This window comes from Nocardioides lacusdianchii (assembly GCF_020102855.1).
Taxonomy (GTDB): Bacteria; Actinomycetota; Actinomycetes; order Propionibacteriales; family Nocardioidaceae; genus Nocardioides; species Nocardioides lacusdianchii.
In genome coordinates, this window is sequence record NZ_JADHZD010000001.1 from 304,595 (window position 1) to 328,194 (window position 23,600).

Consider the following 23,600-nt stretch of genomic DNA (forward strand, 5'->3'; position numbering starts at 1 on the left):
CGGCACGTCTGCCCGAACGGGTGAGCGGGTTCGGCGTGTGCGGCCGGCACGTCCCCAGCCGGGCAAGGGTTGTCCACAGGTTCCACACGTTGTCCACAGGCACGGCGTACGCGCTGTGGACGGCTGGCCCGATCGGCGCCGGCCCGCGGTCGAGGCGCGGCGTACCCGCGCTGTCGGTGGCCTCGCCTAGCGTGGCGTCCATGTCCACCAAGGCGAAGACCCGCTCCTCCTACCGCTGCACGGAGTGCGGCTGGGAGACCGTCAAGTGGGTCGGCCGGTGCGGCGAGTGCCAGGCCTGGGGCTCGGTCGCCGAGGTCGGCGCCCCCACGATGCGTGCGGCGGCGGGCCCGGTCTCCACCCCGGCGGTGCCGATCGGACAGGTCGCCATCACCGAGTCCGTCGCCCGGTCGAGCGGCGTGCCCGAGCTCGACCGCGTGCTGGGCGGCGGCCTGGTGCCCGGCGCCGCGATCCTGCTCGCCGGCGAGCCGGGCGTCGGCAAGAGCACGCTGCTGCTCGAGGTGGCCGCGCAGACCGCCCGCACCCGCCAGCGCACCCTCTACATCACCGGCGAGGAGTCGGCCGCCCAGGTGCGGCTGCGCGCCGACCGCACCGGCGGCGTCCACGACGAGCTGTTCCTGGCCGCCGAGACCGACCTCGGCGCGGTGCTGACCCACATCGAGGAGGTCCGACCCACCCTGGTCGTGGTCGACTCCGTGCAGACGATCGGCGCCTCCGGCATCGACGGCGTCCCCGGTGGGGTCACGCAGGTCAAGGAGGTCGCGGCCGCCCTGATCCGGGTGGCCAAGACTCGCAACATCACCACGGTGCTCGTGGGCCACGTGACCAAGGACGGATCGATCGCCGGCCCCCGCGTGCTCGAGCACCTCGTCGACGTGGTCCTCCACTTCGAGGGCGACCGCAACTCCCGCTTCCGGATGGTCCGGGCGATGAAGAACCGCTACGGCCCGGTCGACGAGGTCGGCTGCTTCGACCTGTCGTCGGAGGGCATCGCCGCGGTCACCGACCCCACCGGGTTGTTCGTCGAGCACCACACCCAGGACGTCTCCGGCACCTGCGTCGCGGTGACGATGGAGGGTCGTCGACCGCTGCTCGCCGAGGTCCAGGCGCTGCTGACCCCCTCGCCCCTGGAGCGTCCGCGCCGCACCGTCTCCGGCGTCGAGTCGTCCCGCGTGGACATGGTCCTCGCCGTCCTGACCCGCCATGCCCGGCTGCGCATCGCCGGCAGCGACACCTTCGTCGCCACCGTCGGCGGGGCCAAGCTCCACGACCCCGCCGCCGACCTCGCGATCGCCGTCGCGGTGGCCAGCTCCCACCTCGGCGTCCCCGCGCCGCGCGGCGCGGTAGCGATCGGCGAGATCGGGCTGGCCGGCGAGCTGCGCCGGGTCCGCGACCTGCCCCAGCGCATCGCCGAGGCGGCGCGCCAGGGCTTCAAGGTCGCCGTCGTCCCGCGCGGTCGCGCGCTCGCCAGTGAGCGCGGAATCCCGACCCGGCGGGTGGTCGACGGCATCCGGGTGGTCGAGGTGGACGACGTCTTCGGAGCCCTGCTGACCCTCGACCTCACGCCTCCGCTCTGAGCGCCGACCTGCTGCCCGAGGCCCCCGCACGCAAAGGAAGGGTGGATCCGGTCCTCGCGCCCCTACACTTCACCCGACGGCGCGCGGGGGCGCCCGCGGAGCGAGCAGGTGGAGGACCGGTGGCAGAGCGCATCGACGAGCAGCTGAGGCTGCGCGCGACCCTGGCATCGATCGCGCCCGGTACGCCGCTGCGCGACGGCCTCGAGCGGATCCTGCGCGGTCGGACCGGTGCCCTGATCGTGCTCGGGCTGGACCGCACCGTGGACTCGATCGCCACCGGCGGCTTCACCCTCGACGTGCCCTTCACCGCCACCGGGCTGCGCGAGCTGGCCAAGATGGACGGCGCGATCATCCTCGACAAGGACATCACCCGGGTCCACCGCGCCGCGGTCCACCTGATGCCCGACCACACGATCCCCTCCGAGGAGACCGGCACGCGCCACCGCACCGCGGAGCGCGTGGCCAAGCAGACCGGTCACCCGGTCATCTCGGTCTCACAGTCGATGCAGATCATCGCCGCCTACGTCGGCGACATCCGCCACGTCCTCGAGGACTCCGGCAAGATCCTCTCCCGCGCCAACCAGGCCCTCGCCACGCTCGAGCGCTACAAGCTCCGCCTCGACGAGGTCTCGGCCACGCTCTCCGCACTCGAGATCGAGGACCTCGTCACCGTGCGCGACGTCGCCGTGGTGGCACAGCGTCTCGAGATGGTCATCCGGATCGCCCGCGAGATCGAGGACTACGTCCTCGAGCTCGGCACCGACGGCCGCCTGCTCTCCCTCCAGCTCGAGGAGCTCGTGACCGGCGTCGACGCCGAGCGCGAGCTGGTCGTGCGCGACTACCTCCCCTCGGGCAAGCGACGCCAGGCCAGCCCGGAGAACCACCTCGCCGAGCTCGAGGGGCTCTCCCCCACCGAGCTCGTCGACCCCGCGTCAGTGGCCCGCGCGATCGGCCTCGGCGGCGCCGAGCACCTCGACGCCGCCGTCGCACCTCGCGGCTACCGGCTGCTGGCGAAGGTGCCGCGCCTGCCCGCCGCTGTCGTCGACCGCCTCGTCGACCACTTCGGCGGGCTCCAGCAGCTCCTGTCGGCCGGCATCGACGACCTCCAGGCAGTCGAGGGCGTGGGCGAGCTGCGCGCCCGCAGCGTCCGCGAGGGCCTCTCCCGCCTGGCCGAGTCGAGCATCACCGAGCGCTACATCTGAGACGAGCAGCCGCGCGCGACGAAGGAGCGCGCGGCGTGGGCTCGGCCAGATCGAGTAGGCCTCGCGGCTGAGGAACGAAGCCGCGACGGGCCGTATCGAGATTGAGACGGCCAGCGTCGACCGAGGCACGAGGTCGGCGCGTGGGGCTCGGCCAGATCGAGTAGGCCCCGCGGCTGAGGAACGAAGCCGCGACGGGCCGAATCGAGATCTCGCTCTCGGTGCAAGATCGTCGGGGCCCTCGCTCGCACCGCTCACAGCCGCCGGCAGTGCGGCGTACGAAGGACTGGCACAGAGCTTCCGTATCCAAACTGGAGCCTTGCCCGCGAAGGTTCGCACTGGAACCTCCAGTTTCCCCGGGTACCCGGGGAAACCAACGACCCGGAAGCCCGGTCAGCCGGCGGAGTTCCCCGCGCCGTCCTCGCCGGGCGTGTGCGAGGTGTCGCCGTTCTTCTTGTTCTTGCCGGGCTTCGGGTCGGCGGTGGTGGTCACGACCGCGGGTTCCCGCGCCACGAGCTCGAACTGGACGTCGGTCGCCTCACCACCGAGGGACGCTGCCAGGACGTGGTAGAACCCGGGGAACGCCCATTCGGTGCGACCGGAGCACGTCTCGTCGGAGCGCTTGCCGTCCGCCCACGTCACCACGACGGGGGTGTCGACGGCCTGGCGCACCACGACGTCCTGCACCGGGATCGCGGTCGGGCACTCGCGGGTGCTCCAGATGAAGTCGCTGCCGCTGGTGATGGTCAGCGTCAGGGTCTGCGGGGACACCTGCCACGTGCAGGCCTCCGCGACGACGGTGCGCAGGTTGACCGTGATCGGCACGTCGGCGCCGCCGGTGGCGGTGGTGAGGGCGGGGGTCGCGACGATGTCGGAGTCGGTGCACGGCCCGGACGGCTCGGCGAGCACGGGCTCGGGCGGGACGACGACCTCCTGCTCGCGCTTCTTCTTGCCCTTCTTGCCCTTGCGGTCCTTCTCGACGGCGGCCGTCGGACCGGCGGTCGGCGCGGCGGCGGGCTCGGTGACGCTGGCGCCGGCCTGCGTGGCGGTCGGGGTGGACGCGTCCTTGCCGTCCGAGGAGCCACCGAGGACGCGCGCGAGCACGACGACGAGGAGCAGCGGGATGCCGAGCACGATGATGCGCCGGGTCCAGTAGACCCGTGCCGGCAGCGGCCCGCGAGGTCGTACGGTCGAGGCCATGGGGTCAGGTTAGGGAGCCGGCGGCCCGCATCGGCGGAGGCGCACCGGCTCACCTACGATCGCCGCGATGGATGCCGCCGCTGTCCCCGCCCTGCACGACGCCGTGCTCGACTGGTACGACGCGCATGCGCGGGAGCTGCCCTGGCGCGGGGCGGCGGCCAGCCCGTGGTCGGTGATGGTCAGCGAGTTCATGCTCCAGCAGACCCCGGTCACCCGCGTGCTGCCGGTGCACGCGGCGTGGCTCGAGCGCTGGCCGACCCCCGCGGCCCTCGCCGAGGAGTCCACGGGCGAGGCGGTGCGGATGTGGGGACGGCTGGGCTACCCCCGGCGGGCCCTGCGGCTGCACGCCGCGGCCGCCGCGATCGTCGAGCGCCACGACGGCGAGGTGCCGACGTCGTACGACGACCTGCTCGCGCTGCCCGGCGTCGGCGACTACACGGCGTCGGCGATCGCGAGCTTCGCCTTCGGTCAGCGCCACGTCGTGCTCGACACCAACGTGCGCCGCGTCCTGGCCCGCACGATCTCCGGCGTGGAGTTCCCGGCGACCGCGGTCACCCGCGCGGAGCGGGACGTCGCCACCAGCGTGCTCCCCGACGACGAGGCGACCGCCGCGACGTGGGCCGTGGCGACGATGGAGCTGGGCGCGCTGGTCTGCACGGCTCGACAGCCGTCGTGCGACGCCTGCCCGGTCGCGGAGCTCTGCGCGTGGCGCGGTGCCGGCTTCCCGGCGTACGACGGGCCGCCGCGGCGCGGTCAGGCCTGGGTGGGCACCGACCGCCAGTGCCGCGGCCGGATCATGGCGCTGGCCCGCGAGGCCGAGTCGAGCATCGGGGCCGCGCAGGTCGAGGCGGCGTGGCCGCAGGCCGAGCAGCGCGAGCGGTGTCTGGCCGGCCTCGAGGCCGACGGCCTCCTGACGCAGGTCACCCCGGGGCGCTGGGCGCTCCCGGGGTGATCTGGTGGGGTGTCAGACAGGGCTCAGGCCCCAGCCCTCATGACTCCGTGGTCTTCGGCACGTCCGTCGGACCCTCGGTGTCGTCGGGACCCACGACGGGGGTCCCTTCGGCATCGACCGTCTCCAGCGGAGGCATGTCGGGCACCGTGGAGTTCTTCTGGCCGCGGAAGGTGAACTTCGCCGCCGGGCCCTCTCCCTCGATGTCGACCAGCACGATCTGACCGGGGCCCACCTCACCGAAGAGCATCTTCTCGGCGAGGACGTCCTCGATCTCGCGCTGCACCGTGCGGCGCAGCGGTCGGGCTCCGAGGACCGGGTCGAAGCCGCGCTCGGCCAGCAGCGCCTTGGCGGGCTGGGTGAGCTCCAGCGACATGTCGCGGTCCTTCATGCGCAGCTCGACGGCGGCGATCATGTTGTCGACCATCGCGACGATCTGCTCCTGCGACAGCGGCGGGAAGACGACGATCTCGTCGACACGGTTGAGGAACTCGGGACGGAAGTGCTGCTTGAGCTCCTCCGACACCTTGCTCTTCATCCGCTCGTAGGAGCCGGCCGGGTCGGCGCCGACCGCGCCGAAGCCCAGGTTGACGCTCTTGGCGATGTCACGCGAGCCGAGGTTGGTGGTCATGATGATGACGGTGTTCTTGAAGTCCACGACGCGACCCTGCGAGTCGGTCAGACGGCCTTCCTCGAGGATCTGCAACAGGCTGTTGAAGATGTCGGGGTGGGCCTTCTCGACCTCGTCGAACAGCACGACCGAGAACGGCTTGCGCCGCACCTTCTCGGTGAGCTGGCCGCCCTCCTCGTAGCCGACGTAGCCGGGGGGCGAGCCGAACAGGCGCGAAACGGTGTGCTTCTCGCTGAACTCGCTCATGTCGAGCTGGATGAGCGCGTCCTCGTCGCCGAACAGGAACTCCGCCAGCGTCTTGGACAGCCAGGTCTTGCCGACGCCCGAGGGGCCGGCGAAGATGAACGAGCCGCCGGGTCGCTTGGGGTCCTTGAGACCCGCCCGCGTACGCCGGATGGCGCGGCTGAGGGCCTTGACGGCCTCCTCCTGGCCGATGACGCGCTTGTGGAGCTCGTCCTCCATCTTGAGCAGACGGGTGGACTCCTCCTCCGAGAGCTTCACGATCGGGATGCCCGTGGCCACGGCCAGGACCTCGGCGATCAGCTCCTCGTCGACCTCGGCGATCTCGTCGAGGTCACCGGCGCGCCACTGCTTCTCACGCTCGCCACGGCGGGCGGAAAGCTGCTTCTCCTCGTCGCGCAGGCGGGCCGCGGCCTCGAAGTCCTGCCCGTCGATGGCGGCCTCCTTGCGCTGGCGCACGTCGGCGATCTTCTCGTCGTACTCGCGCAGGTCCGGCGGCGCGGTCATCCGGCGGATGCGCAGTCGCGAACCGGCCTCGTCGATGAGGTCGATGGCCTTGTCCGGCAGGAAGCGGTCGGAGATGTAGCGATCGGCCAGCGTCGCCGCCGAGACCAGGGCCTCGTCGGTGATGGTGACGCGGTGGTGCGCCTCGTAGCGGTCGCGCAGGCCCTTGAGCATCTCGATCGTGTGCGCGATCGAGGGCTCCTGCACCTGGATGGGCTGGAAGCGGCGCTCGAGCGCGGCGTCCTTCTCGAGGTACTTGCGGTACTCGTCGAGCGTGGTGGCGCCGATCGTCTGGAGCTCACCGCGGGCCAGCATCGGCTTGAGGATGCTGGCAGCGTCGATCGCGCCCTCGGCCGCGCCGGCACCGACGAGGGTGTGGATCTCGTCGATGAAGAGCACGATGTCGCCGCGGGTGCGGATCTCCTTCAGCACCTTCTTCAGGCGCTCCTCGAAGTCACCGCGGTAGCGGGAACCGGCGACCAGCGCACCGAGGTCGAGGGTGTAGATCTGCTTGTCCTTGAGCGTTTCGGGCACGTTGCCCTTGACGATGTCCTGCGCGAGGCCGGCCACGATCGTGGTCTTGCCGACCCCGGGCTCGCCGATGAGGACGGGGTTGTTCTTCGTGCGGCGCGACAGGATCTGCATCACGCGCTCGATCTCCTGCTCGCGCCCGATGACGGGGTCGAGCTTGCCCTCGCGCGCCGCCTGGGTCAGGTTCTGCCCGAACTGGTCGAGCACCAGCGAGCTCGACGGGGCCTCGCCGCCGGAGCCGGAGGTCTGGGCGCCGGCCGCGGCCGACTCCTTGCCCTGGAAGCCGCTGAGCAGCTGGATGACCTGCTGGCGGACCCGGTTGAGGTCGGCGCCGAGCTTCTGCAGCACCTGGGCCGCGACGCCCTCGCCCTCGCGGATCAGGCCGAGCAGGATGTGCTCGGTGCCGATGTAGGAGTGGCCGAGCTGGAGCGCCTCGCGCAGCGAGAGCTCGAGCACCTTCTTGGCGCGGGGCGTGAACGGGATGTGGCCGGACGGGGCCTGCTGGCCCTGGCCGATGATCTCCTCGACCTGGGCGCGCACGGCCTCCAGGGAGATGTCGAGGGACTCGAGGGCCTTGGCGGCGACGCCCTCGCCCTCGTGGATGAGACCGAGCAGGATGTGCTCGGTCCCGATGTAGTTGTGGGAGAGCATGCGGGCCTCTTCCTGGGCCAGCACGACAACTCGCCGGGCTCGGTCGGTGAACCGCTCGAACATGTGCGCTCCTCTACGTCTGCGTGGTCCGCCCGTCCCCCGCCGGAGCGGGAGCGCGGACACTGGGCTCAACGCCCGGGATCAGCCTACGTGTTCCCACCCCAGTCACCAGAGCGTCCGCTCACAGCGAACGTGACCGGACGCCACCGGCGACCAGGGGCGTACGTCAGTGCGCGGCGTCGTAGGCCTGCTGCACGTCGGCGGAGATGCGTCCGCGCTCGGAGACCTCCATGCCCTGGGCCTTGGCCCACTCGCGCACGTCCTTGGTGTTGGACGTCGAGGTGGCGCCGGACTTGCGGGCGCGGCGGCCACCTCCGCTGACCTTGCGGGCGTGGCCGACGTAGCCGCTCATCGCCTCGCGCAGGGCGGCGGCGTTGCCGTCGTTGAGGTCGATCTCGTAGCTCACGCCGTCGAGGCCGAACGTGACGGTCTCGGTGGCCTCGGTGCCGTCGAGGTCGTCCACGAGGACGATGTTGACCTTCTGCGCCATGGTCTCTTCCTTTGCAGTCGATAATTCCCCGTCGAAAGTGAATTGTGGCAGCAATTCATGCCTTTCGACAAAGCTTCACGAATTGCGCTCGAAGACCAATCGCAAACCCTGCAGGGTCAGCCACGGGGAATGCACCGTGAAACACCCGCAATCATCGACGAGCAAGGGCGCCAAATGGCCGGTGGAAATCACCGTGACGTCCTCGGCGGGTTCTCCGAGCTCGGCGATCATCCGAGCGACCAGGCCCTCCACCTGCGCGGCGACCCCGAAGACCATTCCGCTCTGCAACGCCTCGACGGTGTTCTTCGCGATCACCGAACGGGGGCGTACGAGCTCGACCTTGCGCAGCTGCGCACCCCGGCGACCCAGGGCCTCGAGGGAGATCTCGATGCCCGGCGAGATGGCGCCGCCGACGTACTGCCCCAAGCCATTGACCACGTCGAACGTCGTCGCGGTGCCGAAGTCGACGACGATCGCCGGGCCGCCGTAGAGGGTGGCCGCGGCGAGCGAGTTCACGATGCGGTCGCTGCCGACCTCGCGGGGGTTGTCCATCAGCACCGGGATGCCGGTGCGCACGCCCGGCTCGACGACGATCGCGGCGACGTCGGGGAAGTGGCGCTCGAGCATCTCGCGCCACTCGTGCAGCACGGCGGGCACGGTCGCGCACACGGCGATGCCGTCGACGTCGGCGACGCGGTCGGCCAGCAGGCCGCGCAGCAGCACCGACCACTCGTCGGCCGTGCGGCGCTCGTCGGTCGCCACCCGCCAGTGGGCGGTCACCTCGTCGCCGTCGAGGAGCCCGACGAAGGTGTGGCTGTTGCCGATGTCGGCGGCGAGCAGGCTCATTCGACCCTCATTCCACGAGGTCCATGCCGAGGTCGAACACGACGACCGAGTGGGTCAGCGCGCCGACCGAGACGTAGTCGACGCCGGTGGCGCCGATGCGGGCGGCCCGCTCGAGCGTGATCCCGCCGCTCGCCTCGAGCGGCACCCGCCCGGCCGTACGGCGTACGGCCTCGGTCATCGTCGCGTCGTCCATGTTGTCGAGCAGGACCCGCTCGGGGGGCTCGGGCAGCGCGAGCAGGTCGTCGAGCTGGTCGAGCGTGGTCACCTCGACCTCGACCGGCAGCCCGGGGAAGCGGGTGCGGATCGACTCCAGCGCCGGCAGCACTCCCCCGGCGGCGATGACGTGGTTGTCCTTCACCATCGCCATGTCCTGGAGGCTGGTGCGGTGGTTGACGCCGCCGCCGCAGCGCACGGCGTACTTCTGGAGCGCGCGCAGGCCCGGCAGCGTCTTGCGGGTGTCGAGCACGCGGGTCGGGGAGCCGTCGAGCGCCTCCACCCAGCGAGCGGTCGCGGTGGCGACGCCGGAGAGGTGGCAGGCGAGGTTCAGCGCGGTGCGCTCGGCGACGAGGAGCTGACGGGTGCGACCCGACACCCGCATCACGACGTCCCCCTTCTCCACCCGGGTGCCGTCGGGGAGCCGGTCGGTGACCCGGACGCCGGCGCCGAGGAAGGCGTGGAAGACCAGCGCCGCGACGCCCAGGCCCGCCACGACCCCCGGCTCCCGGGCCCCGAACACGGCCTCGGCGGTCGCGTCGTCCGCGATCGTGGCCCAGCTGGTCGGGTCGACGCCCGTGCCGTCGGGCAGGTCCTCCTCGACCGCTGCACGGACCTGGCGCCAGAGCGCCTCGGGGTCCAGACCTGCGGCGGCCAGCTCCTCGCGCAGCTCGGCAGGGACGTCGGCGAGGCTCGTCATGCGCGGACTCCTTCGGTGCTCGGATCGGTCGAGGGGGCGGGGATCCACTCCACGCGGACGGCTCCCTCGTCCAGCCACGAGTCGACGTGGCCGGCCCTCGTGTCGTCGCGGTCGGGGAAGTCCTCGCGCCAGTGGGAGCCGCGGGTCTCGGTGCGCAGCTCAGCAGCCTGGGCGAGCGCGGTGCTGATGGCGAGCAGGTTGGTGGTCTCCCAGGCGGCCGGCTCGACGACGGGGTCACCGGGGTCGAGGCGGTGCAGGAAGTCGAGCGCCTCGGCCAGGCCGTCGGCGTGGCGCAGCACCCCGACACGCGTCGTCATGACCTCCTGCAGACCCCGGCGCCGGTCGCCGGAGACGAGCCCCTCGACCCGGTCGTCGGCGGCGGGCTCGGCCCACGGGCGCAGCTCGCCGGGCAGCACGTCGGCGATGCGGCGCGAGAAGACCAGGCCCTCGAGCAGGGAGTTGGACGCCAGCCGGTTGGCGCCGTGGACGCCCGAGCAGGCGACCTCGCCGGTGGCGTAGAGGCCCGGCACGGACGTACGCCCCCACAGGTCGGTCGCGACGCCGCCGGAGGCGTAGTGCTGGGCCGGGGCGACCGGGATCAGCTCGGTGACCGGGTCCACGCCGTGCTCGCGGCAGACCCGCAGGATGGTCGGGAAGCGCCTGCCCCAGAACTCAGGGCCGAGGTGACGCGCGTCGAGCCACATGTGCGGGCGGTCGGTCTCGAGCATCCGCCGGGTGATCGCCTTGGCGACCACGTCGCGCGGGGCGAGGTCGGCCAGGGGGTGCTCCCCCTGCATGAAGCGCCGTCCGTCGTCGTCGACGAGGAAGGCCCCCTCCCCGCGGACCGCCTCGGAGATGAGCGGCTGCTGGCCCTGCGAGTCGGGGCCGAGCCACATCACGGTCGGGTGGAACTGCACGAACTCGAGGTCGCGCAGCCGGGCGCCCGCGCGCAGGGCGACCGCCATGCCGTCACCGGTCGAGACGCTCGGGTTCGTGGACTGGCTGAACACCTGCCCCAGGCCACCCGAGGCGAGGACGACGGCCCGGCAGTGGACCGCGCCGACACCGTCGCGCTGGCCCTCGCCGAGCACGTGGAGCGTGACCCCCGCGACACCGCCGTCGTCGGCGAGGAGCAGGTCGACGGCCAGCGCGTGCTGGACCACCTCGATCAGCGGCGACTGCTCGACCGCGGCGATGAGGGCGCGCTGGATCTCGGCGCCGGTCGCGTCGCCGCCCGCGTGCGCGATGCGGTCGCGGTGGTGGCCGCCCTCGCGGGTCAGCGAGAGCTCGCCGTCGGGGTGGTGGTCGAACTGGGTGCCGAGGGCGATCAGCTCGCGGACCGCGTCGGGCCCCTCGGTCACCAGCGCGCGCACCGCGTCGACGTCGCAGGCGCCCGCACCGGCGACGAGGGTGTCGTGCTCGTGCTGCTCGGGAGTGTCGCCGGGACCGAGGGCAGCCGCGATGCCGCCCTGCGCCCACTGCGTGGAGCCCGCGGCCAGCACGTCCTTGGTGACGACGAGGAGGTGGAGGGAGGGATCAGCCGCATGGATCCGCAGGGCGGCGGTGAGCCCGGCGATGCCGGATCCCACCACCACCACGTCGGCGCGGGTGGTCCAACCGGGTGCGGGCGCGCGAAGGCGGCCCGGGACCGGCCGGTGGTCAGTCATCCGTGCAGGCTAGCGAGCCACGGCGTCGCCGCGCGTCAGCGAGGCGTCCCCGAACGTCTCGGCCGGGTCGTAGCCGGTCGCCATCACCTTGTTGTCCGCGTCGACGAAGACCACGTGGGGCTTGAGCTCCTTGGCCTCCGCGGTCTCCATCTGGGCGTAGGCGATGAGGATCACCGTGTCACCCGGGTGCACCAGCCGGGCGGCGGCACCGTTGATGCCGATGACGCCCGAGCCGCGCTCGCCGGCGATCGTGTAGGTCTCCAGACGGGCGCCGTTGGTGACGTCGACGATGTGGACCAGCTCGCCGGCCAGGAGGTCGGCGGCGTCGAGCAGGTCCTCGTCGACCGTGACCGACCCGACGTAGTGCAGGTCGGCCTGGGTCACGGTGGCGCGGTGGATCTTGGACTTCATCATCGTGCGCAGCATCAGCCGCTCCTTTCACTGGTGGTCGAGGCCGCAGGAGCGGTCCCCGCCGACACGTCCGGGACGACCCGGTCGAAGGTGAGCGGCATGTTGTCGATCAGCCGCGTGGTGCCGACCCGTGCGGCCACCAGGATCCGGCCGGTGCCGGTCTCCGGGGGCTCGCCGAGGTCGGGCGAGGTGAGCGCGAGGTAGTCCAGCTCGAGGCCCGGCTCCACGTTGAGCACCGCCATCGCCGCCCAGCGTGCGGCAGGGACGCCGTACGCCGCCCGGTCCTGCGCGGCGCGCAGCGCGCGGCTCAGCGCGAGGGCCGTACGCCGCTGGTCGGCGTCGAGGTAGCGGTTGCGGCTCGACAGCGCGAGGCCGTCGGGCTCGCGCACCGTCTCCCCGCCCACGACCTCGATGTCCAGGCACAGGTCGCGGACCATCCGGCGGATCAGGGCGAGCTGCTGGTAGTCCTTCTCGCCGAAGACCGCGACGTCGGGGCGCACCAGCCCGAAGAGCTTCGCGACCACGGTGAGCACGCCGTCGAAGTGGCCCGGGCGCGAGGCGCCGTCGAGGATCGTGGCGAGCGCCCCGGGTGCGACCGTGACGCCGTCGTGGACCGAGTCGTGGCTGAAGCCGCCGGGATACATCTCCTCGACGCCGGGAGCGAAGACGACGTCGACGCCCTCACGCGCACAGACCTCGAGATCGGCCTCCAGGGTGCGGGGGTAGCGATCAAGGTCCTCCGTCGGGGCGAACTGCATGGGGTTCACGAAGATGCTGACCACCACGGGGCCGGTCGTGGCCGCGCGCGCCGTGCGCATCAAGCTCGCGTGCCCCTCGTGGAGGGCGCCCATCGTGGGCACGAACGCGACGCGCTCGCCCGCACGCCGAGCGGCGGCGAGCAGCCCGGAGAGCTCCTCGCGGGTGCTCGCGAGGACGGGGGTCGAGGTCATCGACGGTGGTCGGCCGGTGCCGCGGCGGACTCGGCCGCGGCCTCCGCGTCGGCCAGCACCCGGAGCATCCGCGACGCCCGGATCGGCAGCAGCCGGCCGTCGGTCACGGCACGGTCGAGGGTGGCGTGCGCCAGGGCGACGTACGACGCCAGCGTCTGGGGCGCGTCGGCGAGCAGGCCGGCGACGTGGGCCCGGACCGTCTCGACGTCGCCGCGGACGATGGGGCCGGTCAGGGCGGCGTCCCCCTCCTCCAGCGCGTTGTCTAGCGCGGCGGTGAGCAGCGGGCGCAGCGTGGCGGCGGGGTCGTCGGCACCGGCGGCGGACAGGATCTCCATCGCCTCGGTGACGAGGGTGACGAGGTGGTTGGCGCCGTGGGCCAGGCCCGCGTGGTAGAGCGCGCGCCGCTCCTCCGGCACCCACATGGGGCGTCCGCCGAGGTCGGCGACGAGGCTCTCGGCCAGGGCACGGTCGGCACCGTCCGCGGTGACACCGAAGACACAGCCGGGCAGGCGCGGCAGGTCGACCTCGGTGCCGGTGAAGGTCATCGCCGGGTGGACCGCGATCGTGCGGGCACCGACCTCGCGGGCCGGCTCGAGCACGGCGAGGCCGTGGCGGCCGCTCGTGTGCACGACGACCTGGCCCTCGCGGATCGCGCCGCTGGCGCTGAGGACGCTCACCACGTTGGACAGCATGTCGTCGGGCACGGTGAGCAGCAGCAGGTCGCACGCGCGGGCGACGTCGGTGGGCTTGGCCACCGTGACACCGGGCAGCAGCGCGGCGATGCGCCGGCGGGAGGCGTCGGACTCGCCCGCGGCGGCCACGACCTCGTGGCCCGCGGAGCGGAGGGCGGCTGCCAGCACGGCGCCGACCCGGCCGGCGCCGACCACGCCGATGGAGAGCTTCGTCATGTCGACCTCTTCGTTTCAGTCCCTCGCGGGTACCGATCTACTGCGATCAACATCGAGCCTACGCCTGCGGATTCCGTGGTGGGAACGGCTGCGGGCGTGACGCACGCCACGCCGCCCCGCCCCAAGTAGATTGACAGCCTGACTAGTTCGCGTCACTATCTAGTCGTGCCCTCGCCGACCGCCCCGCAGCCGTGGCCCACGGAGTGGCTGCGTGGCGCCCTCAACATGTGCGTGCTCCACGTGATCGCCGACGGCCCCACCTACGGCTACGCCATCGCCAGCGCCCTGGCCGAGGCCGGGCTCGGCGCGATCAAGGGCGGCACGCTCTACCCCCTCCTCGCGCGCCTGGAGGAGGCCGGGCTGGTCACCGTCGAGTGGCGCGCCGGCGACGGCGGCCCGGGTCGCAAGTTCTACGACCTCACCGACGCCGGCCGCACCGAGCACCAGCGCCAGACCGCCGACTGGCGGGCCTTCACCGAGGTCACCACCACCTTCATCAGCACCGCCGCACCCACGTCCGGGAGGGACCCGTCATGACGATCGACACCCACACGCCCCACGTCGAGCCCGCCTGGGCCGAGGCCTTCCTGGTGGAGCTCCGGCTACGGGGCGTCGAGGGTCGTCGCATCGGTGCGGCCCTCGCGGAGGTCGAGGCCCACTGCGCCGAGAGCGGCGAGACCGCGCAGCAGGCCTTCGGCGACCCCACGGCGTACGCCGTCGAGCTGGCACCGGACGGCACCGTGTCGCTCGACTGGCGCGGTGAGCTGGTCCCCTCGGTCCTCGGGCTCAGCGGCATGATGCTCACGCTCGGCGCCGTGGGTGCGAGCCGGGCCGGCACGCAGGTCGAGCTCACCACCGGGCTGGTGCTCGTGGTCGCGCTCGCGGTGCTCGGCACCACCCTGGTCGTGCGCTACGCCGACCGGGTGCTCCGCGCGGTGGTGCGACACCGGTGGCTGGCGGTCGTCGGCGCGCTGGCACCGATCGGTCTCTTCGTGGCGATCCTGCTGCTCGGTCGACAGACCCTCGTGGCCCTGCCGCCGGCCGGGACGCTGGTCGTCGGCGTGGTGTTCCTGGCCGCGAGCACCGCGATGGCCCTGCGCATCGCCGACCCGGCCGATCCCGTCGTCGGTCCTGCGGAGGCCGGCGGCGCGGGGACCATGGCGGAGGACGCGGTGTCGCGGGGCCTGCAGCGGCTGACGCCGTGGCTCTTCCCCGTGCTCACCGCGGTGATGGCGCTGCCGTTGCTGCTGATCCAGCGCTAGGTGCCGCTCAGGCGCGCAGGTGCAGCTTCGCGTGGTCCGGGTCGTCGACCACGAAGGGTCGCGGCGCGCGCGGCAGCCATGCGTGGGTCACGTGGTCGACCACGTGGACGCCCTCGGGCGACACGATCTCCACCACGCCCTCGGGCACCTCGCCGGCGTGCAGCGCGTTCCAGACCAGCCACTCGCGGCGCTTGCGCCGGTTGCGGATCGAGGTCGCGAAGGACTCCGGGTTGGTCCAGTGGGCGAACTCGTCGCCGTCGAGCCACTTCAGCTCCACGCACAGGCCCTGCGGCAGCGCGAACATCTCGATGTGGTCGGGCGTCGTGCGGATCTCCCACTCCGGCGCCTTGGTGTAGACGTAGTCGGGGCTCATCGGGAAGCCCCACTCCTCGATGTTGCGCAGGCCCAGGTCGAGGAAGGCGCGCCGGTCGGACTCGATGTAGAGGCCGTGGCGTGGGAAGCGGATCACGGCCTCCGCCATGCCGACCTGCCACGACAGGTCCGCCATCGACACCTCGCCCTCGGTGGTGAGGACCATGTCGCCGTCCCACTTCCACGAGTAGCGGGTGCGGACGTGGGAGAAGCACCAGTTGTAGAAGTAGGCCAGCGAGTGCACCGACCGCTCGTTGACCGACAGGTGCTCGGCGCCCGCGCGGGCCACCTGGAAGGGGTACTCCCTCAGCGTGAAGCGGTCCTCGAGGCCGTGCTCGGCGGCGACGCGCAGCGCCTCCTCGCCGGTGCCGTCGTCGGAACCGTTGTCGACCAGCAGTACGTGGTCGCACGCCCGCAGCAGCGGCGGCAGGACGAAGCGCAGTCCCGGCGCCTCGTTCTTCACGCGCAGCACCGCGGTGGCGCCGCGACGCAGCCCTCCGGGTCCGTTCCACGGCCAGACGATGTCGAAGTCCTCGTGGCCCTCGAGGTTCGTGATCCCGTGGCCGGACCCGATCGGGACCGTCACTGCCCGTCCCCCGAGGAGTCGCGCTCACGCCCGAGCGCCTTGCGCACCCCTCGGCGCACCGACGGCGGGATCGCCGCGCGTACGTCGTGGGGCAGCCGGTCGGCCAGCGAGTGCGGCGACGCCTCCGCGGCCTCGGCGAGCGCCCGGCGGCGCGCTCGCAGGCGGACGTGCTCGGCGCTCGAGCGGCTGATCGCCTCGGCCTCCTCGTAGAGGTCGACGTACTCCGCGCGGAGCTCGTCGAAGGTGCGGTGCGCCTCGACGGTGTCACCACCCTCGTCGGCCAGCTTGTTGAGCTCCTCCCAGGTCTGACCGGTGAGCTCGTGCAGGCGCTTCGGCAGCGCGAGGTCGTCGAGGCTGGAGGAGACGCGGCGCAGGGTGGGGTCGATGAAGCGGTGGACCTCGCGGATCTGGTCGCTCCGGGTGTGGATGATCGTCTGGAGGTCGAGCGCGTGGCCGAGCGCAGTGGTGGTCTTCACCCAGTCGGTCAGCAGGTCCTCGTAGCGGACGAAGACGCGGCCGCCGTCGCCCTCGGCGGGACGGGTGGCGCGCTCGGTGTGGAGCAGCATGTTGACCCAGCTGGCGGCAAGGTGGGACGAGCCGAGCTTGTTGGCGTAGTACTTCTGCTTCGAGCCGACCACCTCCGCGGGCGGGCGCAGCATCGTGGCGAAGACGGGCGTCGCGCCCGTGCGGATCGCTGCGACGCGCCACAGGCCGAGGAACCAGCTCAGGCGCGGGTCCTTGACGACCAGCTCGGGGTGCTCGGCGAAGTGCGGCTCGAGCCACTCGCTCACCCGGATCCGGGCCGGCTCGCGGCTGCAGATCCGCCCGGTGTCGAACCATGCGCTCGGACGGGAGTCGCTGACCTGCACGAGCGCCTCGGAGAGCCACTCGTCGTGGACGTCGACCACCCACTGCGGCTCGCTGAAGCCGCGCGGGTTGGAGTCGTCCGGCGGCACCTCGGGCAGCGGCACGTGCATGCCGAGCCGGGCCACGATGCCGGCCAGGGTGCTGGTGCCGCTGCGGCCGGCACCGGCGACGAAGAGGACCTTGCGCGCGACTCCGTCGGGGTTCATCTCGTCGATGGCTCTGGGCTGCTCGGTCACGGCGGGCAGCCTACCGGCGCCCGGGGCCGAGCCTCCGGCACCACTAGGCTCGCGCCCCATGAAGAGGCTCTTCTCCCGGGCTCCCCTCCTCGGCGTGGTGATTCCCGCCTGGGGCGTGGAGGACTACCTCGACGACTGCGTCCGCTCCCTCCTCGCCCAGACCCACACCCGCTGGGAGGCGGTGATCGTCGACGACGGGTCGACCGACCGGACCGGCGAGATCGCCGACGGCTGGGCACGCCGCGACAACCGCATCAGCGTCGTGCACTCGGTCAACGGCGGGCTCGGCGCCGCCCGCAACCTCGGCACCCTGCAGGTGCGTGGTGACTACCTCGCCTTCCTCGACTCCGACGACGTGCTGCCGCCCACGGCGTACGCCGACCTGCTGGGCGCGCTCACGCAGTCGGGCTCCGACTTCGCGACCGGCTCGATCGTGCGCTGGGAGGGCGACGACCTCGTCGAGCCGCCGTGGATGCGGCGCCTGCACCGTCCCCTGCGGGGCACGCGGGTGGAGGAGCGGCCCGAGGTCCTCGGCGACGTCTTCGCCTGGAACAAGGTGTTCCGTCGGTCCTGGTGGGACGCGGCGGGCCTGGAGTGGCCCGAGGGCGTGCGCTACGAGGACCAGCCGACCACGACCCGGGCGTTCCTCGAGGGGCGCTTCGACGTGCTCGACGAGGTGGTCTACCGCTGGCGGATAAGGCAGGGCTCGATCACCCAGACCCGCGCCTCGTCCGTGCAGGACCTCGCGGACCGCTGGGAGACCAAGCGGATGTCGCTCGCCTCGGTGCGGGCGCACGGCTCGCCGCAGGTGGAGGAGGTCTTCGTCGACCGGGTGCTGGCCGGGGACCTGTGGCGCTACCTCCTGCTCGTGCCCGGCTGCACCCCCGAGTGGTGGCGCCTGCTCCGCTCGGGCGTGCTGGAGCTCTGGGGACAACGCTCGCTGGTGCACAGCGGCCTGCCGCCGGTCCACCGGCTCGCGGGCTGGCTCGTCGAGCAGGACCGGCGCGCGGACGTCACCGCCCTGATGGAGTGGTCGGAGAACCTCGACGGCCCGGCACCACGGGCGCAGGACATGGCCACGGGCACGTGGCGGCTGGCGGTGCCGCCCTCGGTGCTGGACGAGACCACCGTGGCCCCGGAGGCGCTGGCGCTCCGCCCGAACGAGATCGCTGGTTGAGGTGCGAGCGCAGCGAGCCTCGAAACCACCCTGCTGAGGGCGTGGTTTCGAGGCTCGTCGCTGGCGCTCCTCGCACCTCAACCAGCGATTGCTGGCTGGGCCCGACTACAGCAGGCCCTCGGACTCCAGGAACTCCTGGGCCACGTCGGCCGGCTGCTCACGGTCGATCTGGACGCTGACGAGGAGCTCGCCGAGCGTGTCGTTGTCCAGGACGGCCATCAGGTTGTTGAGCAGGCCCTCGACGTCGGGGTTGTCGGCGAGGAAGTCGCTCGACACCGCGGGGACGAGGTTCTGGGCGGGCTGGATGCCGAGGTCGTCCTCGAGCAGGAGCAGGCCCTGGTCCTCGAGGGTGCCGTCGAGCGTGCTGGTCTGGCCGAGCTGGGCCTCGCCGTCGAGGACCGCCTGGAACGTCTCGGTGGAGGCGTAGCCGAGCGGCTCGAGGGTGACGTCGATGCCGTAGGTGTCGACCAGGCCCTTCTCGCAGTCGGTGCGGCCCTTGCAGTCCGGCGCCGCGGCCAGCGTCACGGCCTGGCCCTCGAGGTCGGACAGCTTGGTCACGCCCTCGGCGTCGGAGAACTCCTGGCTCGCGAAGTAGCCGTTGGCGGAGAACGCCTCCGACGGCTCGAGCAGGGTGATGCCCTTCTCCTCCAGCAGCGAGGCGCCGGCGTCGATGGTCTCCTGCGCGTCGCTGGTCGAGAGCGGCTCGGCGTCGGGGCCGTTGGCGTCGGTGTTGAGCTGGTCGACGATGCCGGCGACGTACTCCGGGGCGATCTGGACCGCGTCGGGCATCTCATTGAGGTAGACCGGGCGGGTGTCGACGAGGCGGGTCTCGACCTCGTAGCCCTCGGCCTCGAGGACCTGCTGGTACATCGCGGTGACGAGGGCGGCCTCGTCGAAGCTCTGGCTGCCGATGACGACGGACGTGCCCTCGCCGCCTCCCGAGCCCGAGGCGGGCTCGTCGTTCTCGGCCGCGAGGTCGTCGCCGGCACAACCGGCGAGGAGCGCGGTGAGCGCCAGGCCGGTCACCGCCATCAGCGGACGTCGTACGTGCATGAGTGTCAACCTTCTGTGTCCCGCGGCTCGGGCCGCGCGTGTCCGGTGATGCGAGCGGGTCCGCTCAGCTCCCGGTGGGAGCCTCTTCCACCGTAGTCGAGGGCTCCGACATCTCCCCCACTCCACGGGGTGACGAGGAGTGCGAGGCGGCGTTCGACATCGGGTCGACGGCACGCTGCAGAGCCGCGGCCGCCACCTCTAGCACGAGGGCGACGAGCGCGACGACGACCGCCCCGGCCATGCCCTGGGCGTAGTCGTTGCGGGCGAACCCCTCGGTGATGATGCGCCCGAGGCCGGGACCCGCGACGAGCGCGGCGATGGTGGCGGTGGCCCACACCTGCACCAGCGCGAGGCGTACGCCCGAGGCGACCACCGGCAGCGCCAGGGGCAGCTCGACGCGACGGAAGCGCTGCCGTCGCGACATGCCCATGCCGTCGGCAGCCTCCTTCACGTCCGTCGGCACCTCGCGCATGGCGACGTAGCCGTTGGTGATGAGGGGTGGGAGGGCGAAGAGCACGAGCGCGATCAGGGTGGCGAGCCCGGCGCGGCCGTAGGGGCCGAAGTCACCCGACCCCGGCCAGTCGGCCGCGACGAGCAGGGCGAGCAGGGCGAAGGTGGGGATCGCGCGACCGACGTTGGAGATGTTGACGGCGAGGAAGCCGCCGCGCCCGAGGTGGCCCAGCCACAGCGCGAGCGGCAGGCCGAGCAGCATGGCTGCGGCCAGCGCGGTGGCGGTGAGGAGCAGCTGCTCCAGCAGACGCGCGACGAGGCCGCCGCCACCGGTCCAGCTGTCGGCGTCGAAGAGGTACTGCCAGGTCTCGGCGAAGAGCTCCATCAGCGCACCGTCGCCGTCCACGGGGTCAGCACCCGCTGCAGCAGCACCAGCAGCACGTCGAGCACCACCGCCAGCACCACGCACAGCACGGCGGCGGTCAGCAGCTCGGCGCGGAAGTCGCGCTGCACGCCGTGGGCGATCAGGTCGCCGAGACCGCCGTAGGACACCAGCGTCCCCACCGTGGTGAGCGCGATGGTCGACACCGCCGCCACGCGCAGTCCCGCCATCACCACCGGCAGGGCCAGCGGCATCTCGATGCGCGTCAGCATCCGCGCGCGGCCGTAGCCGAGCCCGCGGGCCGCCTCGCGCACGTCGTCGGGCACCGACCGCAGTCCGTCGAGCAGCGCGCGGACGAGGATGGTGAGCGCGTAGAGGCCGAGCCCGATCACCACCGTGGCCGCCGAGAGACCGGTGAACGGCACCAGCAGCGGCAGCAGCGCGAGCGACGGGACGGTGTAGACGCCGGTGCTGAAGCCCAGCACCGCCGACTCCAGGCGGGGGATGCGGCGCGCGAGCAGCGCCAGCGGGATCGCGATCGCGATGCCCAGCGCGAGGGCGGACAGGGTGATGAGCACGTGCTCCACGAGGGCGTCGGTGATCTGGCCCTGGCGGTCCTCGACGTACTGCCAGCAGAACCATTCGTTGACGAACCGGCTGTAGCAGCTCGGTCCTGAGTCGGCGGCCCCCAGTATGGTCACCGCATGGACGCTACACGGGGCGACGAGCCGATGATCCGGCTCCAGGGCGTGGGCAAGACCTATCCCGACGGGACCGTGGCCGTCCACGAGCTCGACCTCGACGTCGCGCGCGGCGAGATGGTTTGCCTGGTCGGCCCGTCCGGCTGCGGCAAGTCGACCACGCTCAAGATGATCAACCGGCTCATCGAGCCGACGACCGGCCGGATCTGGCTCGACGGCAACGACGTCACGGAGGTCGACCCGGTCGAGCTGCGCCGCGGCATCGGCTACGTCATCCAGCAGATCGGCCTGTTCCCCCACCAGCGCATCGAGCAGAACGTGATGACGGTCCCTCTGCTCTACGGAGAGTCGAGGGCGACCGCGCGCGAGCGCGCCCACGAGCTGCTCAGCACGGTGGGCCTCGACCCGGAGCAGTACGCCCGCCGCTACCCGCACGAGCTCTCCGGCGGGCAGCGCCAGCGGGTCGGCGTGGCCCGCGCGCTCGCCGCGAACCCGCCCGTGCTGCTGATGGACGAGCCGTTCGGCGCCGTCGACCCCGTCGTGCGCGGCCGGCTGCAGGACGAGTTCCGCCGCCTCCAGGCCGAGCTCGGCAAGACGGTGGTGCTGGTGACCCACGACATCGACGAGGCGATCCGGATGGGCGACCGGGTGGCGGTCTTCGCCACCGGCGGCCGCCTCGCGCAGTACGCCACCCCCGCCGACCTGCTGACCCACCCGGCCGACGAGCAGGTGGCCGACTTCGTGGGCTCGGGCGGCCTCCGCACGCTCACAGTGACCCGGCTGCGCGAGGAGCACCTCGAGCCGCTCGACGGCGTCGCGACCGGCGACCTCGGGTCGGCGATCGACATCGACTCCTCGCTCGAGGACGCCCTCGCTGCGATGCTGCGCGACGACAAGCCGATGGTCGGCGTGCGCCGCGGCCCCACCTTCCTCGGCGTGCTCACGCCCGCGGGCGTGCACCGCGCGCTGCGGGCGTCGCTGCGCTGAGCCTCAGTCGACCGTCACGTCCCTGTGCCAGGACTCGGTGACGTACTTCGTCCCCCAGCCCATCGAGGTGTAGAGCCCGTCCGCGCCGGTCGGTGAGTCGGCGTCGACCTCGAGGCCGACGCGGTCCCGGCCGCGGGACGCGGCGTCGGCGATGATCGTGCGGAGCAGGCCGGTGGCCACCCCGCGACCGCGCGCGGACTCCAGGACACCGAGGTAGGAGACGTACGACCCGTCGGGGCCGGTGTCGGACTCGCTGACGGTGCCGACGAGCGCGCCCGCCGGCTCGGGGTCGCCGTCGCCGTCGGTGATCTCGGCCAGCCACCAGTGGTCCCAGCGGTGACCGGGGTCCTCGCGCAGGCGATGGATGAACTCCTGGAAGGTCTCCTCGGCGGAGTTGAAGTGGTCGGTGAAGGCGCCCTCGAGCACCTCGTGCACCGCTCGGAGGTCGGCGACGTCCGGCATGCCGCCCGGACCGCCCTCGCGCTCGACGAGGCGGAAGACCACACCCTTGCGCTCCCAGCGGGCGGGGTCGGGCACGAGCTCGGCCTCCGCGGCCTCCACCGAGCGGCTCATCTGCCACCACGTGCGTACGCGCTCGAAGCCGGCGTCGGCCAGCCACTCGTGCTGGCGCTCGTCGTCGGCGAAGGCACCGGTGTCGATCTGCTGCACGGCCAGTCCGCGCGCGGCGCCCACGGCGCGCGCCTGCGCCTCGGCCCACTCGAAGAGCACGTCGCTGCAACGGCCGGCCGATCGCTCGTCGACCTCGCGGTCGACGATGTGGACGAACAGCATCCGGCCCTCGGCGCGGTCGTGCACGCTGCCCCACGCGCGGACCAGGCCGTCGGCGTCACGGACGACGAGGTTCTCGCGCATCGCCAGCCCGTGCTCGGACACCTCGACGCGGACCTCGTCCTCGCCGGAGCCCGCCCATCCGCGACCGGCGCGCTCGTGGCCGCGCAGCAGCTCGGCCAGGCGGGTCACCGTGGCGGGGTCGGAGCCGTCGGGCGCCTCCGCGACCCAGCCCGCGGGAAGTCCCGGGTCCTCGGGCAGCGCGTCGTCGGGGTCGCTCTCGAACCGGTTGTCCTCGGGGATCACGAGCGCCATTGTTCCGTACTCCACGAACTGGCGGCCGCCGGGCGCAACGGGGCGAAGCGGGTCAGGCGCTGCGGTGGTTGCGGCGCGCAGCCGCGGCGCGCAGCGAGTCGAGCTCGGCGCGCACGACGTCGATCTCGGCCTCGAGCTCGGCGATGATGACGATCGCCTCGGCGGCGCGGGTCTCGGCCTCGTCGCGACCACGCTCGGCGGCCTCGCGGCCGGCGTCGGCGGCGTCGGCACGGCGAGCCTCCTGGCCGCGCTTGAGCGTCTGCTCGGCGGCGTTCTTCTGCGCCGAGGACAGGGCCCGCTCGAGCACGTCGATGGCTTCCTCGCGCTCGAGGATCTTGCGGCGCATGTCGGCGGCGAAGACCGCGGACTCGGCCGTACGCCGCTCAGTGAGGGCGCGGTACTCCTGGGCCTGCTCGGCACGGTCGCGCGCGGCGTCGCGGCGGGCCTGCATCACCTCGGAGTGCGTGATGCGGGTCGCGGCGGCACCGAGGACCACGGCAAGGACAGCAGCGACGGCGGTCAGGCCGGCCGACGACGACGCGACGGCGCCGAGGACGATCGCGGCGGAGACGGCGAGCAGGGCCACGGCCACGACCAGGCGCGTGCTGCGCTGGCGACGACGAGCCGGGGTGCGGGACGCCTGTGACTGCTGAGGCTGCTGGGAGGACATGCGGCCAG

Annotated in this window: 23 protein-coding genes; 7 read left to right on the forward strand and 16 right to left on the reverse strand. The window is 72.5% G+C overall.

Annotated elements, in window-relative coordinates; translation table 11 throughout:
- The first annotated feature begins 200 nt into the window (after positions 1-200).
- Together radA and disA are read left to right on the forward strand one after the other, a co-directional pair.
- Positions 201-1,595 (forward strand): DNA repair protein RadA, encoded by a 1,395-nt coding sequence (gene radA, locus IRX98_RS01540; RefSeq protein WP_224273356.1) that lies wholly within the window; start codon positions 201-203, stop codon positions 1,593-1,595.
- Positions 1,596-1,714: 119 nt separating this feature from the next.
- A complete protein-coding gene (disA, locus tag IRX98_RS01545; protein ID WP_207083819.1) occupies positions 1,715-2,797 on the forward strand; it encodes a DNA integrity scanning diadenylate cyclase DisA in 1,083 nt (360 codons plus the stop codon).
- A 390-nt stretch (positions 2,798-3,187) separates the two neighbouring features.
- Here the strand turns inward: disA and IRX98_RS01550 are convergent, their stop codons facing one another.
- Positions 3,188-3,994: a hypothetical protein gene (locus IRX98_RS01550; protein ID WP_224273357.1), complete on the reverse strand. Its 807-nt coding sequence runs from the start codon at positions 3,992-3,994 to the stop codon at positions 3,188-3,190.
- 67 nt (positions 3,995-4,061) lie between these two features.
- Between IRX98_RS01550 and IRX98_RS01555 the strand changes: the two genes are divergently transcribed.
- Positions 4,062-4,946 carry an iron-sulfur binding domain-containing protein gene (locus IRX98_RS01555; protein WP_224273358.1) on the forward strand — a complete coding sequence of 295 codons (885 nt, stop codon included), beginning with the start codon at positions 4,062-4,064 and terminating at the stop codon, positions 4,944-4,946.
- 37 nt (positions 4,947-4,983) lie between these two features.
- On the opposite strand, the gene IRX98_RS01560 is transcribed toward IRX98_RS01555, so the two are convergent.
- The 8 genes from IRX98_RS01560 to IRX98_RS01595 form a co-directional block, all read right to left on the reverse strand.
- Positions 4,984-7,563 carry an ATP-dependent Clp protease ATP-binding subunit gene (locus IRX98_RS01560; protein ID WP_224273359.1) on the reverse strand — a complete coding sequence of 860 codons (2,580 nt, stop codon included), beginning with the start codon at positions 7,561-7,563 and terminating at the stop codon, positions 4,984-4,986.
- A 163-nt stretch (positions 7,564-7,726) separates the two neighbouring features.
- Positions 7,727-8,050 carry a histone-like nucleoid-structuring protein Lsr2 gene (locus IRX98_RS01565; protein ID WP_224273360.1) on the reverse strand — a complete coding sequence of 108 codons (324 nt, stop codon included), beginning with the start codon at positions 8,048-8,050 and terminating at the stop codon, positions 7,727-7,729.
- Between the two features lie 75 nt (positions 8,051-8,125).
- Complete coding sequence (locus tag IRX98_RS01570) at positions 8,126-8,896, reverse strand: type III pantothenate kinase (RefSeq protein ID WP_224273361.1); 771 nt, start codon at positions 8,894-8,896, stop codon at positions 8,126-8,128.
- 7 nt (positions 8,897-8,903) lie between these two features.
- On the reverse strand, positions 8,904-9,809 hold the full coding sequence (gene nadC / locus IRX98_RS01575) for a carboxylating nicotinate-nucleotide diphosphorylase (protein ID WP_224273362.1): 906 nt from the start codon (positions 9,807-9,809) through the stop codon (positions 8,904-8,906).
- A complete protein-coding gene (locus IRX98_RS01580; protein ID WP_224273363.1) occupies positions 9,806-11,476 on the reverse strand; it encodes an L-aspartate oxidase in 1,671 nt (556 codons plus the stop codon). Before IRX98_RS01580 ends, nadC begins: the two co-directional genes overlap by 4 nt.
- 9 nt (positions 11,477-11,485) lie before the next feature.
- The gene (panD, locus tag IRX98_RS01585) at positions 11,486-11,902 is read right to left on the reverse strand and encodes an aspartate 1-decarboxylase (RefSeq protein WP_224273364.1); all 417 of its coding nucleotides are present in this window, start codon (positions 11,900-11,902) and stop codon (positions 11,486-11,488) included.
- On the reverse strand, positions 11,902-12,837 hold the full coding sequence (gene panC, locus IRX98_RS01590; protein ID WP_224273365.1) for a pantoate--beta-alanine ligase: 936 nt from the start codon (positions 12,835-12,837) through the stop codon (positions 11,902-11,904). The genes panD and panC overlap by 1 nt, the downstream gene beginning before the upstream one ends.
- A complete protein-coding gene (locus tag IRX98_RS01595; RefSeq protein ID WP_224273366.1) occupies positions 12,834-13,745 on the reverse strand; it encodes a Rossmann-like and DUF2520 domain-containing protein in 912 nt (303 codons plus the stop codon). The genes panC and IRX98_RS01595 overlap by 4 nt, the downstream gene beginning before the upstream one ends.
- A 225-nt stretch (positions 13,746-13,970) precedes the next feature.
- Here IRX98_RS01595 and IRX98_RS01600 point away from each other — a divergent pair, with 225 nt between their 5' ends.
- Complete coding sequence (locus IRX98_RS01600; protein WP_308044387.1) at positions 13,971-14,282, forward strand: PadR family transcriptional regulator; 312 nt, start codon at positions 13,971-13,973, stop codon at positions 14,280-14,282.
- Positions 14,279-15,007: a hypothetical protein gene (locus IRX98_RS01605; RefSeq protein ID WP_224273368.1), complete on the forward strand. Its 729-nt coding sequence runs from the start codon at positions 14,279-14,281 to the stop codon at positions 15,005-15,007. Before IRX98_RS01600 ends, IRX98_RS01605 begins: the two co-directional genes overlap by 4 nt.
- A gap of 7 nt (positions 15,008-15,014) precedes the next feature.
- Here IRX98_RS01605 and IRX98_RS01610 read toward each other — a convergent pair whose 3' ends face one another.
- The gene (locus IRX98_RS01610) at positions 15,015-15,965 is read right to left on the reverse strand and encodes a glycosyltransferase family protein (protein ID WP_224273370.1); all 951 of its coding nucleotides are present in this window, start codon (positions 15,963-15,965) and stop codon (positions 15,015-15,017) included.
- Positions 15,962-17,068: a sulfotransferase family protein gene (locus tag IRX98_RS01615; RefSeq protein ID WP_224273372.1), complete on the reverse strand. Its 1,107-nt coding sequence runs from the start codon at positions 17,066-17,068 to the stop codon at positions 15,962-15,964. The genes IRX98_RS01610 and IRX98_RS01615 overlap by 4 nt, the downstream gene beginning before the upstream one ends.
- Positions 17,069-17,126: 58 nt before the next feature.
- On the opposite strand from IRX98_RS01615, the gene IRX98_RS01620 reads away from it, so the two are divergent.
- A complete protein-coding gene (locus tag IRX98_RS01620) occupies positions 17,127-18,245 on the forward strand; it encodes a glycosyltransferase family 2 protein (RefSeq protein WP_224273374.1) in 1,119 nt (372 codons plus the stop codon).
- A 105-nt stretch (positions 18,246-18,350) separates the two neighbouring features.
- Here the strand turns inward: IRX98_RS01620 and IRX98_RS01625 are convergent, their stop codons facing one another.
- From IRX98_RS01625 to IRX98_RS01635, 3 genes are all read right to left on the reverse strand, one after another.
- Positions 18,351-19,298, reverse strand: a complete 948-nt coding sequence (locus IRX98_RS01625; protein WP_224273375.1) for a glycine betaine ABC transporter substrate-binding protein — start codon at positions 19,296-19,298, stop codon at positions 18,351-18,353.
- A gap of 64 nt (positions 19,299-19,362) precedes the next feature.
- Positions 19,363-20,133, reverse strand: coding sequence for an ABC transporter permease (locus IRX98_RS01630; RefSeq protein ID WP_224273376.1), 771 nt, complete (start codon positions 20,131-20,133; stop codon positions 19,363-19,365).
- Positions 20,133-20,831, reverse strand: coding sequence for an ABC transporter permease (locus IRX98_RS01635; RefSeq protein ID WP_224273377.1), 699 nt, complete (start codon positions 20,829-20,831; stop codon positions 20,133-20,135). Before IRX98_RS01635 ends, IRX98_RS01630 begins: the two co-directional genes overlap by 1 nt.
- Positions 20,832-20,834: 3 nt before the next feature.
- On the opposite strand from IRX98_RS01635, the gene IRX98_RS01640 reads away from it, so the two are divergent.
- A complete protein-coding gene (locus IRX98_RS01640) occupies positions 20,835-21,818 on the forward strand; it encodes an ABC transporter ATP-binding protein (RefSeq protein WP_308044382.1) in 984 nt (327 codons plus the stop codon).
- Between the two features lie 3 nt (positions 21,819-21,821).
- Here IRX98_RS01640 and IRX98_RS23270 read toward each other — a convergent pair whose 3' ends face one another.
- Both IRX98_RS23270 and IRX98_RS01650 read right to left on the reverse strand, forming a co-directional pair.
- On the reverse strand, positions 21,822-22,913 hold the full coding sequence (locus IRX98_RS23270) for a GNAT family N-acetyltransferase (RefSeq protein ID WP_224273378.1): 1,092 nt from the start codon (positions 22,911-22,913) through the stop codon (positions 21,822-21,824).
- Between the two features lie 61 nt (positions 22,914-22,974).
- Positions 22,975-23,592: a hypothetical protein gene (locus IRX98_RS01650; protein ID WP_224273379.1), complete on the reverse strand. Its 618-nt coding sequence runs from the start codon at positions 23,590-23,592 to the stop codon at positions 22,975-22,977.
- Positions 23,593-23,600 lie beyond the last annotated feature (8 nt).

Bases quoted from the DNA above. Each gene is read 5' to 3' on its own strand.
- radA (WP_224273356.1), top strand. From the start codon at position 201: ATGTCCACCAAGGCGAAGACCCGCTCCTCCTACCGCTGCACGGAGTGC.
- IRX98_RS01550 (WP_224273357.1), bottom strand. From the start codon at position 3,994: ATGGCCTCGACCGTACGACCTCGCGGGCCGCTGCCGGCACGGGTCTAC.
- IRX98_RS01555 (WP_224273358.1), top strand. From the start codon at position 4,062: ATGGATGCCGCCGCTGTCCCCGCCCTGCACGACGCCGTGCTCGACTGG.
- IRX98_RS01560 (WP_224273359.1), bottom strand. From the start codon at position 7,563: ATGTTCGAGCGGTTCACCGACCGAGCCCGGCGAGTTGTCGTGCTGGCC.
- IRX98_RS01565 (WP_224273360.1), bottom strand. From the start codon at position 8,050: ATGGCGCAGAAGGTCAACATCGTCCTCGTGGACGACCTCGACGGCACC.
- IRX98_RS01570 (WP_224273361.1), bottom strand. From the start codon at position 8,896: ATGAGCCTGCTCGCCGCCGACATCGGCAACAGCCACACCTTCGTCGGG.
- nadC (WP_224273362.1), bottom strand. From the start codon at position 9,809: ATGACGAGCCTCGCCGACGTCCCTGCCGAGCTGCGCGAGGAGCTGGCC.
- IRX98_RS01580 (WP_224273363.1), bottom strand. From the start codon at position 11,476: ATGACTGACCACCGGCCGGTCCCGGGCCGCCTTCGCGCGCCCGCACCC.
- panD (WP_224273364.1), bottom strand. From the start codon at position 11,902: ATGCTGCGCACGATGATGAAGTCCAAGATCCACCGCGCCACCGTGACC.
- panC (WP_224273365.1), bottom strand. From the start codon at position 12,837: ATGACCTCGACCCCCGTCCTCGCGAGCACCCGCGAGGAGCTCTCCGGG.
- IRX98_RS01595 (WP_224273366.1), bottom strand. From the start codon at position 13,745: ATGACGAAGCTCTCCATCGGCGTGGTCGGCGCCGGCCGGGTCGGCGCC.
- IRX98_RS01600 (WP_308044387.1), top strand. From the start codon at position 13,971: ATGTGCGTGCTCCACGTGATCGCCGACGGCCCCACCTACGGCTACGCC.
- IRX98_RS01605 (WP_224273368.1), top strand. From the start codon at position 14,279: ATGACGATCGACACCCACACGCCCCACGTCGAGCCCGCCTGGGCCGAG.
- IRX98_RS01620 (WP_224273374.1), top strand. From the start codon at position 17,127: ATGAAGAGGCTCTTCTCCCGGGCTCCCCTCCTCGGCGTGGTGATTCCC.
- IRX98_RS01625 (WP_224273375.1), bottom strand. From the start codon at position 19,298: ATGCACGTACGACGTCCGCTGATGGCGGTGACCGGCCTGGCGCTCACC.
- IRX98_RS01630 (WP_224273376.1), bottom strand. From the start codon at position 20,133: ATGGAGCTCTTCGCCGAGACCTGGCAGTACCTCTTCGACGCCGACAGC.
- IRX98_RS01640 (WP_308044382.1), top strand. From the start codon at position 20,835: ATGGACGCTACACGGGGCGACGAGCCGATGATCCGGCTCCAGGGCGTG.
- IRX98_RS01650 (WP_224273379.1), bottom strand. From the start codon at position 23,592: ATGTCCTCCCAGCAGCCTCAGCAGTCACAGGCGTCCCGCACCCCGGCT.